The 13,705-nt window shown below is 65.7% G+C and carries 13 protein-coding genes; 3 read left to right on the forward strand and 10 right to left on the reverse strand.

Annotation, left to right across the window (positions count from 1 at the left end; genetic code table 11):
- From HMPREF1136_RS10210 to nrdF, 8 genes are all read right to left on the reverse strand, one after another.
- A partial coding sequence (locus tag HMPREF1136_RS10210) for a serine/threonine-protein kinase (protein ID WP_009647438.1) occupies positions 1–1,514 on the reverse strand: 1,514 nt, incomplete at its 3' end.
- A gap of 11 nt (positions 1,515–1,525) precedes the next feature.
- Positions 1,526–2,977, reverse strand: a complete 1,452-nt coding sequence (locus HMPREF1136_RS00990) for a peptidoglycan D,D-transpeptidase FtsI family protein (RefSeq protein WP_009647443.1) — start codon at positions 2,975–2,977, stop codon at positions 1,526–1,528.
- A 3-nt stretch (positions 2,978–2,980) separates the two neighbouring features.
- On the reverse strand, positions 2,981–4,360 hold the full coding sequence (locus HMPREF1136_RS00995) for an FtsW/RodA/SpoVE family cell cycle protein (protein ID WP_009647447.1): 1,380 nt from the start codon (positions 4,358–4,360) through the stop codon (positions 2,981–2,983).
- Complete coding sequence (locus HMPREF1136_RS01000; protein ID WP_034504313.1) at positions 4,360–5,646, reverse strand: PP2C family protein-serine/threonine phosphatase; 1,287 nt, start codon at positions 5,644–5,646, stop codon at positions 4,360–4,362. Before HMPREF1136_RS01000 ends, HMPREF1136_RS00995 begins: the two co-directional genes overlap by 1 nt.
- 1 nt (position 5,647) lies before the next feature.
- Positions 5,648–6,148 (reverse strand): FHA domain-containing protein FhaB/FipA, encoded by a 501-nt coding sequence (locus tag HMPREF1136_RS01005; RefSeq protein ID WP_009647439.1) that lies wholly within the window; start codon positions 6,146–6,148, stop codon positions 5,648–5,650.
- 4 nt (positions 6,149–6,152) lie between these two features.
- The gene (locus HMPREF1136_RS01010) at positions 6,153–6,854 is read right to left on the reverse strand and encodes an FhaA domain-containing protein (RefSeq protein ID WP_009647442.1); all 702 of its coding nucleotides are present in this window, start codon (positions 6,852–6,854) and stop codon (positions 6,153–6,155) included.
- 493 nt (positions 6,855–7,347) lie between these two features.
- Positions 7,348–7,578: a hypothetical protein gene (locus HMPREF1136_RS10805; RefSeq protein ID WP_156791817.1), complete on the reverse strand. Its 231-nt coding sequence runs from the start codon at positions 7,576–7,578 to the stop codon at positions 7,348–7,350.
- 122 nt (positions 7,579–7,700) lie between these two features.
- A complete protein-coding gene (nrdF, locus tag HMPREF1136_RS01020) occupies positions 7,701–8,663 on the reverse strand; it encodes a class 1b ribonucleoside-diphosphate reductase subunit beta (RefSeq protein WP_034504317.1) in 963 nt (320 codons plus the stop codon).
- Positions 8,664–8,987: 324 nt separating this feature from the next.
- Between nrdF and HMPREF1136_RS01025 the strand changes: the two genes are divergently transcribed.
- Genes HMPREF1136_RS01025 through HMPREF1136_RS01035 form a run of 3 tightly spaced genes read left to right on the forward strand, consistent with a single transcriptional unit; the run spans position 8,988 to position 11,910 of the window.
- Positions 8,988–9,347: a hypothetical protein gene (locus HMPREF1136_RS01025; RefSeq protein WP_009647440.1), complete on the forward strand. Its 360-nt coding sequence runs from the start codon at positions 8,988–8,990 to the stop codon at positions 9,345–9,347.
- A 58-nt stretch (positions 9,348–9,405) separates the two neighbouring features.
- On the forward strand, positions 9,406–10,791 hold the full coding sequence (locus tag HMPREF1136_RS01030; protein WP_009647444.1) for an AAA family ATPase: 1,386 nt from the start codon (positions 9,406–9,408) through the stop codon (positions 10,789–10,791).
- A gap of 39 nt (positions 10,792–10,830) precedes the next feature.
- Positions 10,831–11,910 (forward strand): tetratricopeptide repeat protein, encoded by a 1,080-nt coding sequence (locus HMPREF1136_RS01035; protein WP_009647445.1) that lies wholly within the window; start codon positions 10,831–10,833, stop codon positions 11,908–11,910.
- 129 nt (positions 11,911–12,039) lie between these two features.
- Here HMPREF1136_RS01035 and HMPREF1136_RS01040 read toward each other — a convergent pair whose 3' ends face one another.
- Positions 12,040–12,546: a peptidase S9 gene (locus HMPREF1136_RS01040; RefSeq protein ID WP_232204145.1), complete on the reverse strand. Its 507-nt coding sequence runs from the start codon at positions 12,544–12,546 to the stop codon at positions 12,040–12,042.
- Positions 12,547–12,605: 59 nt separating this feature from the next.
- Positions 12,606–13,705, reverse strand: a 1,100-nt coding sequence (locus tag HMPREF1136_RS01045) for an alpha/beta fold hydrolase (RefSeq protein WP_034504322.1), incomplete at its 5' end; no start/stop codon positions are given.

The following is a 13,705-nucleotide window of genomic DNA, read 5'->3' on the forward strand; positions in this document are numbered from 1 at the left end:
GCCGTGGGGCGCGCGGGCATTGCCGGACGTTCGGCGGCCGTGTGACGCGCCACGGGCTTCGTCGGTGTAGCCGCCTGCGACGGGTCAACAAGCGTGGCCGGAGTGGGGGTCGCAGTTGGCACCGCGGCCTTCGCGGTGGGGGTCTTGGTGGTGGGGGTCTTCGCAGTGCGGGGTGAGAGTGATTCTGGAACCGCCGCGGGCTTGGAGACGACGCGCGTGGGGATCGAGGTCGAGATCGGACCCTGTGGGTTCGAGGGAGCGACCGTGTGGCGTCCCGTAGATGTCAGGGAACGCACGGAACCGGACACCAGTGTCTGTTCGCCGGTCGTATCGGGGATGATGCGACGCACCCGCGTGGGTGGAGACAGGGGGTTGGTGGACGGTGGCGGTGCGGGTTCGTCGATGATGCGTGGGAGCATGGTGTGGCGTCCTGTGATCGGGATCATCGAGGATGAGGGCGCGACGGTCGTCGCCTCGTCGATGATGCGGGGAACGACGGCGTGGCGACCGGTCGCGGCGCTCACGTGGGGTACGAGGCCCGACGGGGGCTGGAGCATCTCGTCGGGGAGCGTGCGGCGAGTTAGGTGACGCACGGGTGCGAGGATCGGGACGGAGGGCTGGACGGGCGTGCGCGTCTCGGGGGCGAGCTGCGCGGCCTTGGGCAGCGGCAGTGGGCGAGGTGTCACGGATATGCCCATGGCCTTGGCGGCACCGGCGATCTCGCGGACGGCGGCGGCACCGGATTCGGGGCGCTTCGCGGGGTCCTTTTCCAGCAGGTGCAAAATGACGTCGGCGAGGGGCTCGGGGACGAAGTCCGGCAGTGGAGGCACCGGGTCGTTGACGTGCGAGAACGCGATGTCGACCTGGGTTTCGCCCGTGAAGGGGCGCCGGCCAGCGGCGGCCTCGTAAGCGATGACGCCGAGGGCGTAGAGGTCACCGATGGGCGTGGCGGTCTCGCCCATCGCCTGTTCGGGCGGCAGGTATTGGGCGGTACCCATGACCATGCCCGCGGCGGTCAGATTGACCTGGTCCCTCGCGCGGGAGATGCCGAAGTCGGTCAGTTTCACCATGCCGTCCGGGCGAACGAGGATGTTCGCCGGCTTGATGTCGCGGTGCACGACGCCTGCGCGTGCGGCGGCACCGAGCGCCATCGCGACCTGCACGAGGATCGGCATGAGGTATTCGGGCTCAATGCGTGTGCCACCGCGCAGATAGTCCGTCAGCGGGTAGCCGTCGACGAGTTCCATGATGATCCAGCCGATGCCGTCTTCTTCACCCGAATCCTGGGTGTTCGCAATGTTCGGGTGCGAGATCGACATCGAGTTGCGGGCCTCGAGGCGCAGGCGCGACAGCGAGAGTTCCTCGCCTGTCAGCTCGGGACGTAGAACCTTTGCGGCGACAATATGGCCGCTGACGCGGTCGCGGGCCTTCCACACTTCACCCATTCCACCCTGTGCGATGGGGGTGAGCAGTGTGTAGCGGCCTCCGAGGACGCGGCCGGCACCGGATGTCATGCGCGGGACACTCACTGGAGCCCCGCTTCCAGGACGGCCCGGGCGACCGGGCCGGCCACGTCTCCGCCGTGCGGCGCGGGAACATTGTCGTCACCTTCGACGATGACGGCAAAGGCGATCTGGGGGTTGTCTGCGGGGGCGAAGCCCATGGCCCACGCGTTCGCGCGGTCGCCCTCGCCGGTCTCGGCGGTTCCGGTCTTGGCTGCCACCGACACGTTGGGGATGGCCATCGGGGTACCGGAGCCGTACGGCTGGGAGACGACGGCCTGCATCATGCTGGTGAGCTTCGAGGCTGTGTCGGCGGAGATCGGCCGACCGGCGTCCGTCGGTTTCGTCTTACGCATGGTCTGGTTGTCAGCGTCGACGATCTGCTTGATCAGGTAGGGCGCCATCATCTGGCCGCCGTTGGCGATCGTCTGCGCGACCTGGGCCATCTGCATGGGAGTGGTCTGGACCGTGTACTGGCCGATTGCACTCATGGCGAGCTGTGCGCGGTCCGCGTCGGAGGGGAACACGGAGGGAATGACCGTCAGCGGGATTTGCTGTTCATGATCGAAACCGAAGCGGTTTGTGACGTCCGTGAGTTGCTGGTTCGTCAGCTGCTGGGAGGCCAGCACGAACGTTGTGTTGCACGAGCGTGCGAATGCCTCGGTCAGGGTCGGGTTGCCGTCGCCACAGGTCGAGGATTCGATGTTGGAAACCTGTGTGACCGTGCCCGGAAGGGTTGTTGTTACGGGCGAGGCCATGTGAGTGTCCGGATTGGCAATGCCATTCTCGATCAGGGCGATGGACGTGATGACCTTGAACGTCGAGCCGGGCGCGTAGCGTTCCGAGATCGCGCGGTTGAGCATCGGTTTCCTCGGGTCGGCTTCCAGCGCCGCGTAGGCATCGCTCACCGAGCCCCCGTCGCTGGAAGCCAGCGTGTTCGGGTCGAAGGTCGGGGAGGAGTAGAGGGCGAGGATCGCGCCGGTCTTGGCGTCCAGTGCCACAACGGCACCCTTGCGGTCACCGAGCGCGGTGGCTGCCGCCTGCTGCATGGAGGCGCTCAGTGTCAGCTCGACGCCGCCGCCCTGGCGCTTTTCGCCCGTCAGGAGGTTGCGCAGGCGCTGCCCGAGCAGAGTCTGAGACTGGCCGTCGAGAACGTCCGCCTCAGCTTCCTCGATGCCGGTTGCCCCGTAGCCGATTGCTGAAAAGTAGCCCGTGGCCGATACGTAGAGGGGACCCTCGTCGTAGACGCGCGTGTAGCGATTGGAGTCCTCTTCGAGTTCAGAGGAAGCGATCGCCGTTTTTTCCACGATGATGGGTCCGCGGTCGACTTCCGCGGCGTGGCGGGTCGTGCGCACGTTACGCGGGTCTGCGTTGAGCGAGGGCGCGGAAATGAACTGCGTGTTTGTTATCGCCAAGCCCAGCATGGCGAACATGATCAGGACGACGACGAAGATCTTGCGAATCTGTGCGTTCATGCGTTACTCGTTCACCCCCAGTGCCGCCGGAATACCGGAGTTCCACGGGGACTGCGTGGACGCCGGGCGGCGGGCAGCGTCTGACACGCGGATCAGCAGTGCGACGGTTATCCATGAGGACACCATTGAGGAGCCACCGGCCGCCAGGAACGGTGCCGTCAGGCCCGTCAGCGGGATGAGACGGGTGATGCCACCGAGCACCACGAAGAGCTGGACGGCCAGCGAGAAGCTTAGACCGGTGGCCAGAAGCTTACCGAATCCGTCGCGCACCGTCAGGGCTGCGCGCAGGCCGCGCTGGATGAGGATCAGGTACAGGATCAGGATCGCAGCCATGCCGGTGAGGCCCAGCTCCTCGGCCAGGGAGGAGAGAATGAAGTCGGAGTTGGCCAGTGGAACCTGGTCCGGATATCCGCGTCCCCATCCGGTACCCATGAGGCCGCCCGATGCCTGGCCGAAAATACCCTGCGCAAGCTGGTAGGAACCGCCGTAGTAGAACTCGGGTTCGAAGGCGTGCAGCCAGCCGTTGAAGCGCGTCTGCACGTGGGAGAAGAAGCGGACGGCGAGGGCGACGGCGGGGGCGAAGAGCGTGAAACCGATGAACAGCCAGGATACGCGGTTGGTGGCCACGTACAGCATTGCGACGAACAGGCTGAAGAAGAGCAGCGACGTGCCAAGGTCGCGTTGGAGAACGAGGATCGCGATGCCGATGAGCCAGACGATCATGATGGGGCCGAGGTCGCGGGCGCGTGGTAGGCGCATGCCCAGGAATTTGCTGCCGCCGATCGCGAGATTGTCACGGTTGGTGACCAGGTATCCGGCGAAGAATATGGCGAGCGTGATCTTGACGAGCTCACCGGGTTGGATCGAGACGGGACCCAGGCGGATCCACACGCGCGCGCCGAAGGTCTCCTGGCCGAGGCCGGGGATCATCGGGAGGAGCAGCAGGAAGAGGGACAGTGCGCCGAAGGTGTAGGTGTAGCGGCGCAGCATGCGGTGGTCGCGTAGCGAAATCAGGATGATGGCGGCGACGACGATTGCGATGCCCACGAAGAGCGCCTGCTTGTAGCCGACCTCGGCCTCGTCGTTTTTCGCGTAGGACAGGTCCAGGCGGTAGATCATCGCCAGGCCCAGGCCCGTCAGTGCCACCGCGATCGGCAGGATGACGGGGTCCGCGTAGGGTGCCAGGAAGTGGATGCCGACTTCGCCGATGATCGCAAGGGCGATGAGCACCCCGATCTGAGGGATCAGGTTCGCGGGCAGGGTCTTCGTCAGGTTTAGTGAGGAGAGTACGTAGCCGGAGATGCCGACGGCCAGGGCCAGGGCCGTGAGGCCTAGCTCAAGGAATCGGCGCGGCTTAGCGGGGGCGATCGAGACGGTTGCCATCAGAAGTGTTCTCCGCTCTGGGCCCCGGATTGTACCTCACCCGACTGCGGGACGGGTCCGATGTGCCCGGTCGGAGGCGTGACGGCGGAATGCTTGAGGCCCTCAATGTACTCGTCGATTTCCTCGCGGGAGGAGCGCAGCACCGGAGTGTCGAGGCGTTGGCGGTCCACGGGGGACAGCTCCGAGAGCGCGACGTCGGAAACTTCGACGGCGTGGGAGAGGCGCCAGGGGCCGATGGCCTGGGGAATGCCCTGGTAGATGACGACGTATCCGTCCTGGCCGATCGCGTAGTACTGCGTTTGCGTCCACTTCCAGGACAGCCAGGACGCGGCTACCACGAGGACGGTCATGAGGGACACGAAGATGGGGGTCCACCAGGAGGTGCGGGGCTTGAGTTCGATGGGACTGGCATCATAGTCGGCACCGTGGCCCGAGGCCTTGGCTCCTAGCGCGGCCGCGCGCGCAGCCGCTCCCTGGCCGCCGCGCGACTTGGCGTTGCGGTCGATGGCAGCGGCACCGACGATCTGCGGGGGTGCGGGCGGGAAGGATCCGGCCGGGACGATGTCCGCGATGACGCACGTGATGTTGTCGGGTCCACCGCCCAGGAGGGCGAGGCGGATGAGTTCTTCGGCGCATTCGCCGGGGTCGGCGAAATCAGCCATGACCTGGCCGATCGTCTCGGGGGAGACGAGGCCGGACAGGCCGTCGGAGCACAGCATCCAGCGGTCGCCGACGACGGCCGTGCGGATGGTTTCATCGGGGGACACGTCGGCCTGCGCGTCGCCGAGGATTTTCAGGACGACGTTGCGGTTGGGGTGGTGCTCGGCTTCCTCGGGCGTGATCTGGCCGGTGTCGACCAGGTATTGCACGAAGGAGTGGTCTGTCGTGACCTGAGTGAGCGTGTCGCCGCGCAGCACGTAGGCGCGGGAGTCTCCGATGTGGACCATGGCCAGGCGGTTGCCGGAGCGCATGAGGGCGATGCAGGTGGTGCCCAGGCCTTCGAGGTCGCGGTCGCGGCTCGAGCGGTCGGTGAGTTCCTCGTGGGCGTCGAGGAGGGCCTCGCGCAGGAGAGGCAGCATGGAGTCTGCGGGGTGCGAGTCGGTGTCGAGGGGGACCAGGTGCGCGAGGGCAACTGATGACGCGATGTCGCCGCCGGCAGGCCCACCCATGCCGTCGGCGAGGACCAACAGGTTCGCTCCGGCGTAGCCGGAGTCCTGGTTGTTGGAGCGCACGAGGCCCACGTCAGAGCGGGCAGCATAGTGGAATTGAACGGCTTTCCCTGGCATATCAACCCACCAATTCGAGAGTTGTCTGGCCGATGCGGATGATATCGCCGATTCTGAGTTGACGCGGTTGCATCAGGCGCTCGTCGTCGATAAACGTGCCGTTTCGGCTCGAGAGGTCCTCGATCCACCAGCCGTCGGCCTGCGGAGTGAGCGCTGCGTGGCGGCTGGAGGCATACTCGTCTTCGAGCACGAGGGTGCACGCGGGGGAGCGACCGATGACGATGGGTGCTTCGCCGAGGGGCAGCATGGTGCCGACCAGCGGCCCGCCGGTGACAAGGAGGTCTTTGGGCATCAGCGGGTTGGTGGAGGTCCGCTTCGTCTCCTTGCGCCGGGTGCGCGAGGCCTTGCGCCGGGAAGCGGCCTTGTCTCGTCCCTTGCCGCGTGGGGTGACGACGGTGCCGAAAATGTCGCGTCGCAGCGTGTTGACGGCTGCGAGCACGAGGAGCCAGAGCAGCACCAGGAACCCGATGCGGAATACGGTAAATGCGAGGTCAGTGGTCACTTCATTAAACTCCGCTCTGGTCAGGATGCGTCCAGAAGAGGATCTTGGTACGTCCGATAACGATCTGGTTGCCGTCGAGCAGGGTTGCTGCATCGATGCGATGGCCTTCGACAAAGGATCCGTTGGTGGAACCCAGGTCGGTCGCGATCACTCCGGTGGGGGTGATGCGAAGTTCGAGGTGGCGGCGCGATACGCCGGAGTCGTTGACGACGATGTCGGCTTCGGAGCCGCGACCGATGACGGTGACGGGTTCGGTGAGCAGCCATTTGTCGCCGTCGATGTCGATGATGGGGTGTTCGGGGGAGGCGGACGAGGCAGTGGCGGGAGCTGCGGCACCCCTGCGGTTTTCGGCGGCGACCTTCAGGGTGCCGGCGGCTTCGGTCGAGTCGGCGACGAATTCGATGCTGACGGGGCCGAGGAGGGAGTAGTCGTTGTTGGAGGCGTGCTCGGTGGCCTGCTGGGCGAACTCGTCGGCGAGGACGTCGAGGGAGGCTTCGAGAGAGAAGAGGTCTTCACGTGAGGCATAGACGGTGAAGTGGTTCGCTGCGATGATGCGTGAGGCGGAGACCTCCTGGACGGAATCGTCCATGGCGCGGCGGATCGCCGTGGTGATGTCCACGGGCTTGATCCCCGACCGGAACACGCGTGAGAAGGCGCCATTGACGCCCCTCTCCACGGCATTCTCGAAGCGGTCGAAGATACTCATAGTCGTGCTCTCCTCATTCCCCCGCGCTGCGTGCGCGACGTACGGTCGGTGTGGAAGCTATTCCGCTCCCGGTCCCAGTCTAACTGCCGCGGGTGGTGCTGTGGTTGTAAGTAGCGGGATGTTCGCGATCGGCTGCCCCTCTATCTACTTGACGAGATGCGCGTTATGACGGGGAATACTCCGACATGATGCGCCTGGGACATATGATGTGCATGTTGCATGTGTGACATTAAGTGTGTGATAGGTAACAATGTGCGGGGTTCTGAGTGGGTGGGTGTCATGTTGGTCTGCGCTTGGAGCGCGGTCTAAGTCTACTGTCGTCCTCGTGATGGGGTGCGGTGAGGGCGGGTCCGTACGTGCTTGTGTAGGAAGTTAACTGGGGGAGTGGTAAGGGCGTGTGGAGAAGTTGTCGATCATGGGTCAATGAGAGGGGAAAACTGAAGGGTAGTAAACCTCAGTAGTTGGGCGCAAGTGCTCAGGTAGCCCCATAATTCTACCGATCACGTGCACCTTCATCAACCAGCTGCAGGCCTCGAACCTGTGCCTCAACAAGAGCCTTGATGCGGTTGATGACGGGATGATCGATAGCATCACTGTCACCTACCGCATCACCGTGACCAGCGATGGAAACGCTAATAACGAGGCCTGTGCGCCTGCTCGCCCTCGCCGCGGGATGTGGCTGGATGCGCCGCAGGGAGTATGTACTGGCCAAGTAGTCACGCATCGTGATGTCGCCCATCGTACGGTGGGCACCCCGTTGTGGTGCGGCACCCACGGACGATACCGCCGGGCCGCGCACATACAACGCGGTCGGGCTGCGTGCAGCCCGACCGCGAGTCGGCAGGATCAGAAGTCCCAGTCCTCGTCCTCGGTGTCCACGACCTCGCCCATCACGTAGGACGAGCCGGAACCCGAGAAGAAGTCGTGGTTCTCGTCCGCGTTCGGGCTCAGGGCCGCCAGGATCGCGGGGTTCACGTCGGTCGCGTCGTGCGGGAACAGGGCCTCGTACCCCAGGTTCATGAGTGCCTTGTTCGCGTTGTAGCGCAGGAACTTCTTGACGTCCTCGGTCAGGCCCAGCGGATCGTAGAGGTCCTCCGTGTACTGTTCCTCGTTCTCGTAAAGCTCGTACAGCAGCGAGTACGTGTAGTCGCGCAGGTCGTCCTGGCGCTCCTCGCTCGACTCATTCACGGCCAGCTGGTACTTGTAGCCGATGTAGTAGCCGTGGACGGCCTCGTCGCGGATGATGAGGCGGATCAGGTCGGCCGTGTTCGTGAGCTTGGCGTGCGAGCTCCAGTACATGGGCGCGTAGAAACCCGAGTAGAACAGGAAGGACTCGAGCATCGTCGAGGCGACCTTGCGCTTCTCCGGGTCGTCGCCGTCGTAGTACGACTTGATGATCTCAGCCTTCTTCTGCAGGGCCGCGTTCTCGTTCGACCAGCGGAAGGACTCGTTGATCTCCTCCGTGGACAGCAGGGTGGAGAAGATCGATGAGTAGGACTTGGCGTGCACCGACTCCATGAACGCGATGTTCGTGTAGACGGCCTCCTCGTGCGGGGTACGCGCGTCCGGGATCAGCGACACTGCGCCGACCGTGCCCTGCAGCGTGTCCAGCAGGGTCAGGCCCGTGAACACGCGGTTCGTCATGAGCTGCTCGTCCTTGGTGAGGGTCTTCCAGCTCGGCAGGTCGTTGGAGAGCGGAATCTTCTCAGGCAGCCAGAAGTTGCCCGTCAGGCGATCCCAGACCTCAAGGTCCTTGTCGTCTTGGATCTTGTTCCAGTTGATGGCCTCGAACACGGGCTCGGTCGCCATGGGCTCCTCCTGCGTGGGATGAATCATCGACGAGGCCGGGGCGACCTCGCGTGCTCCCACCAGGATACCCGTGGGGTGGGTCGGGTGCTCTCAAGCCCCGGCCGATTCTCGTAGACAAACTCACGGACGCGCATGGGTCTTCGTGGACACGCCCACGAGACGCCGGGCGGAGCGGTATCGTATCGGCCATGACGACGCCCACCTTCGCTGACGCTGAGGCCGCGATTGCCGCCCGCGACTACCGGGCGGCCCTGAGCATCCTCGAAGCTCTCGACGTGGTCGGCGAGGACGCCTGTTACCGGCGCGACATTCAGGCCGCCGCCTGTGCCGACCGCCTACCGCACCATGCTGCGCCGCGTGCGCACCGTGCTGACCAATGCCTGGAAGGGTGCCGCCATCGCCGCCCTGTGCTGCGGACTCTTCTACCTGTTCGTCGCCCGTGGAGTCTTTCCCGGTGCCCGATGGGGGGTCTTCCTGCTGTACGTCGCCGCCATCGTCAGCGTCTACTTCTACGTGGGTCACCAAATCGCCGCGTTCAATCGGACCCTGCCGCGAGGCGTGCGCCTGACCTTCATGCGCTTGTGCACCCGATTCACCGAGCTGGGTGGCCGCGTCTTCCTCTTCATGCGCGTCTCCCTCATCTCCGGCTTCTTCCTCATAGCTTTCATGAACGGCATCGGGTAAGCCGCCCGCCGTCGCATTCGGGGCGGAGATGAGGCAAGCAACCGGTAGGCTTGCGGGCATGACCAATCCCCTCATTGACTCCCTCACGGCCGTCGTCGCCGAGCGACCTGGGGACACACCTCTGCGCCTGCACCTCGCCGAACTTCTGATCGCCGACGGGCGAGGTGCCGACGCCGTCCCCCACCTCGGTATCGTCCTCGCGTCCGAGCCGACCAACGAACGCGCCACCGCCCTCATGCGCGCCGCACTCGGTGTGCCCGCCCCCGGTCACGAGGCCGTGGCACCCTCCGCTGCTCCCGCGCCGACTGCGCCCACCACCGCTGCGCCCACACCCGCTTCACTCGCACCCGCTTCACCCGAGCCGAGCGTGCCCACGCAGGCCACCCAGGCCTCGGGCAGGAAACCCGAAGAGGCGACCCCGGCCTCGTCGAACAAGCCAACCCGGGAAAGCGAGACCCAACGCTTCGACTGGCGCAGCGCCGAGGAACAGGTCGGCGGCCCCGCGCCCGCCTTCGTCAACGGTGCCGAACCCGTCTACAACGAGGCACCGCCCGCCGCCGAGGACGTGTGGGATGTCGAAACCGCCACCTCCACCCTGGCCGACGTCGGCGGCATGCAAGACGTCAAAGACCGCCTCAACATGGCCTTCCTGGCACCCCTGCGCAACCCCGAACTCCGCAGGCTCTACGGCAAGAGCCTCAAGGGCGGACTCATGCTCTACGGCCCCCCGGGATGCGGCAAAACTTACATCGCGCGTGCGCTCGCAGGCGAGATCGGTGCGTCCTTCATCAACGTCACCCTCACCGACATCCTCGACCAGTTCATCGGCAACTCCGAAGCGAACCTCCACTCCCTGTTCGTCACCGCCCGCAGGCACGCGCCCGTCGTCCTCTTCCTCGACGAGATCGACGCCATCGGGCAGAAGCGCAGCCAATCCACCAGCGCCGCGTGGCGAGGCGTCACCAACCAGCTCCTCATGGAAATGGACGGCATCGGTGCCGACAACGAAGGACTGTTCATTCTGGCCGCCACCAATACGCCGTGGGACGTCGACCCCGCCCTGCGCAGGCCCGGGCGCTTCGACCGATCCGTCGCCGTCCTGCCGCCCGACGCGCCCGCGCGTCACTCGATCCTCTACCACTACCTGAAGGACAGGCCCATGGAGGGGATCGACCTGGGTGTCCTCGTGCGCCAGACCAGCGGATTCACCGGCGCGGACCTGGCCCACCTGGTCGACAGCGCCGCCGAGTTCGCCATGATGGACTCCCTGCGCACCGGCACCGTCCGCATGATGACCATGCAGGACTTTACGAACGCCCTCAAGCAGGTGCGCCCCAGCGCGGGTCCGTGGTTCGCGTCGGCGCGCAATATCGTCGAATACGGCAACCGTGACGGCCAATACGACGACCTGGCCGCCTACATGAAGGCCAACAAGCTGCTGTGACCGCCCTTCCAGGTCTGCCCCTGCCGACGAAAGGACACGATGTCAGGCGAAAGCTCCGCCCATGAGCAGATTAAACGCGCCCAGGCGCTCATCGACCTTGGGCGACAGGAACAGGCCGTCGAGCTCCTTGCCACGATCCCGCAGACGACCCCTCTTCTCGTTGCGGCCGTCAACTGTTTCCTCGCGTACGCCTTCGCGGGATTGGGCAAGAAGGACGAGGCGTACGCTTGCGCGCGGCGAGCCCTCGAAGCAGAACCCAACAACGACACCGCGCTGTTCTGGCTGGCCATCGTCGAGCCGGACGACGCGACCGTCCTTCAGCACACGTCACGCCTGATCGAACTCGATCCCGACTGGGTTCCGTACCAGTCCCTTCACGCGATCAGCCTCTTGCGCAACGGTCGGAAAGAAGAAGCCGAAGCCGTCGCGCGTGAAGCCGCACGTCAAGCCCCGGAAGACGTCTACGTGCTGGGCAACCTCGGGGATGTCCTCCACGATAAGCGCTCCCCGGAAGCCGAACAGGTCTACGCGCGTATCCTCGAGATGGAACCCGACGACCTTCACGCGCGCAAGGCACTCGCGCGGATCAAGCAAAAGGACGAGGCCGACGAGAGCGCCCGACTCTACACCGACATCCTCGCCACAGACCCCGACCAGGGCGGTGTTGCGCTCCAACTTAACTGGATGGTCTTCGGGAACATGCTCAGCGCGTGCGTGTACGTGTTCACTCGGTACGCTGTCGCGTGGCTCTTTGCCGGCCTGGTGTATGCGGTCGGCCTGCGCACGGTCGCCGTCGTGATCGGTCTGCTTGCTTCCCTCACCTTTGTGTCTCGCGTGGCCCGATCCTTCAGGTCGGACACCGCGAAGCTCGGCAAGGCCCTCGGGATGAGTCCCCGCGCAGCCTTCATCAGGATCTACGGAAAGCTCCCGGTCAGCTCGATCATGGCGACACTGGCCACCATCATGATGACCCTGCCTCCGCTCATCTGGGCGGTCTTGGCGCTCGTGGGGAGGGCCTCGTCGTGGTGGGCTGCCGTGGGTCTCCCGATTCTCATCATGGCCTGCGGCTGGGGCCTGGCACACGCAGCCGTCTGGGTCGTTCGGACGTATCAGCGCTGACGGGCACGCAGCACAGACCCTGCGCAAGACACACGCCCGCGCGACCGCGGAACTCCGACACCGGAGCGCCGTCAGCCGCGCGGGTCGCACATTGCTCGCCCAGGCCTCGTACGGCCCGGCACCGCACGTCTACGCGCCGGTCGGACAGCTGCCCCGCCCCTCGCCAGCGAGCGTCGCCACGGTTGCAACCGCCTCCAGGGCCCCGAGAGCCAGCCCCTGCCTCGTGTGAGCGAGACGAACGCCCGCGGCGCGGCGGCGCTCACCGCGGCGGAACAGCCAACGCTCCACGGCCACCGTCACGACCGCCGACCCCAGCACCGCGCCCGCCAGGACAGCCAGCTCGCGCGGCTCCGCCTCCGTGACCCCATCGAGCGGGTCCTCGGTCTTTGCCTCCGAGCAATCCGTCTCATCGTCGTACGGGGGTAGCTCGTCTCCTTCGGGCATGAGCGACACCAACGACCAGCCCATCGCGCCGAGCAGACCCACCTTCACGAGGCCGCGCAGCGGGCGCGAGCGCACAACATCGGGCAGCGCGTACCAGGCGATGGTCGCCCCCGTGCCGACCGCGAGGCCCGCGGCGCGCGTTGGCGTCATCGAGAGGTTCAGGGGGCAAGGGCAGGAGCAGGGCGAGGTCATGGTCAGTCCTTTCACAGAGCGTCGCTGAGCGGGTGGCGGGGGCGTCGAATGCACGCGGGTCAGTCCGCGAGCAGGTCCAGCAGGTGAGAGACGACTTTTCCGCCCGAATAGGCGGATCCGTCGTGCTGGTACTCGTTCGTAATGTAGTGGTGGGCACCGATCAGGTCACCCGTGTCCAGGGATAGCTCGCGCGGCACGAACATGTCATCGTAGTACACGGCAGCGGCCACCGGCACCGTGTTCTCGGCCAGAACGTCCGGCAGGTACACGGGGGTGGCCTGCGTCGTCGAGGCGAGGATCTCGGCGACGCCCTTCAGTGGTGCCAGGCCCGGGTCCTCGTCGAAGACGCGGCGCATGAAGTGCTCGCCCGTCAGGTAGAACGGCTCGCTCTCGTCCAGCGGGTCCGCGTCCTTCGCGAAGCCCGGGATCTCCTCGGCCAGTCGATCTGCCGCCCATGCCGTCGCCGTGCCCGCCAGAGACGGCGTTGCGCACGCGTAGATGTACTCCTGGAACACGCCGTAGATCGGCGCGACGTCCACCTGCGAGCCGATGGCTGCCAGGAACTGCGACGAGAGCCTGCGCTCGCCTCGAACCGACGTCCACGGACCCTCGAGCAGGTAGTGCAGCTGATCCGTGTTGCCCTGCCCGCCCAGCATCATGCCGATCATGCGCAGGCGGGCGGGGGACAGGCGCTCACCCGTCGGCAGCGTCTCCTCCGTGTTCGCCAGATGCGCGCACAGCTCGCGCACCGTGCGCTCGTCCCCGGGGTGACGGCGAAAGTACGCGCGGTTGCGCGCTGCTGTGCGCTCATACGTCAGGCGATAGATGTCATCCACATGGACGAGGCCGGGCAGGCCTCCCGTGATCAGGCTAGCCTTCAGGCCCTGGGGAGCCAGCGACAGGTACGAGGTCGTGATAAAGCCGCCGAAAGACTGGCCGAGCGTCGTCCACGGGTCATCGCCGCACAGCTCGTGGCGCAGCGCCTCCGCGTCATACACGATCTGGTCCTGACGGAAGTAGCGCAGGTACGTGGCCTTCTCCTCGTCCGTGTCCAGGTGAGAGAGCGCCTGGGCGTCCATGCGGGTCGACTGGCCCGTGCCTCGTTGATCGAGGAGCACCACCCGGTAGTCCTGGAGGAGACGATTCATCCACCCGCCGG

The sequence above is a fragment of the Actinomyces sp. ICM47 genome (genome assembly GCF_000278725.1).
Lineage (GTDB): Bacteria > Actinomycetota > Actinomycetes > Actinomycetales > Actinomycetaceae > Pauljensenia.

Coding starts and splice junctions, on each gene's coding strand:
- HMPREF1136_RS00990 (WP_009647443.1), bottom strand. CDS start 2,977: ATGAACGCACAGATTCGCAAGATCTTCGTCGTCGTCCTGATCATGTTC.
- HMPREF1136_RS00995 (WP_009647447.1), bottom strand. CDS start 4,360: ATGGCAACCGTCTCGATCGCCCCCGCTAAGCCGCGCCGATTCCTTGAG.
- HMPREF1136_RS01000 (WP_034504313.1), bottom strand. CDS start 5,646: ATGCCAGGGAAAGCCGTTCAATTCCACTATGCTGCCCGCTCTGACGTG.
- HMPREF1136_RS01010 (WP_009647442.1), bottom strand. CDS start 6,854: ATGAGTATCTTCGACCGCTTCGAGAATGCCGTGGAGAGGGGCGTCAAT.
- HMPREF1136_RS10805 (WP_156791817.1), bottom strand. CDS start 7,578: ATGCGTGACTACTTGGCCAGTACATACTCCCTGCGGCGCATCCAGCCA.
- nrdF (WP_034504317.1), bottom strand. CDS start 8,663: ATGGCGACCGAGCCCGTGTTCGAGGCCATCAACTGGAACAAGATCCAA.
- HMPREF1136_RS01030 (WP_009647444.1), top strand. CDS start 9,406: ATGACCAATCCCCTCATTGACTCCCTCACGGCCGTCGTCGCCGAGCGA.
- HMPREF1136_RS01035 (WP_009647445.1), top strand. CDS start 10,831: ATGTCAGGCGAAAGCTCCGCCCATGAGCAGATTAAACGCGCCCAGGCG.
- HMPREF1136_RS01040 (WP_232204145.1), bottom strand. CDS start 12,546: ATGACCTCGCCCTGCTCCTGCCCTTGCCCCCTGAACCTCTCGATGACG.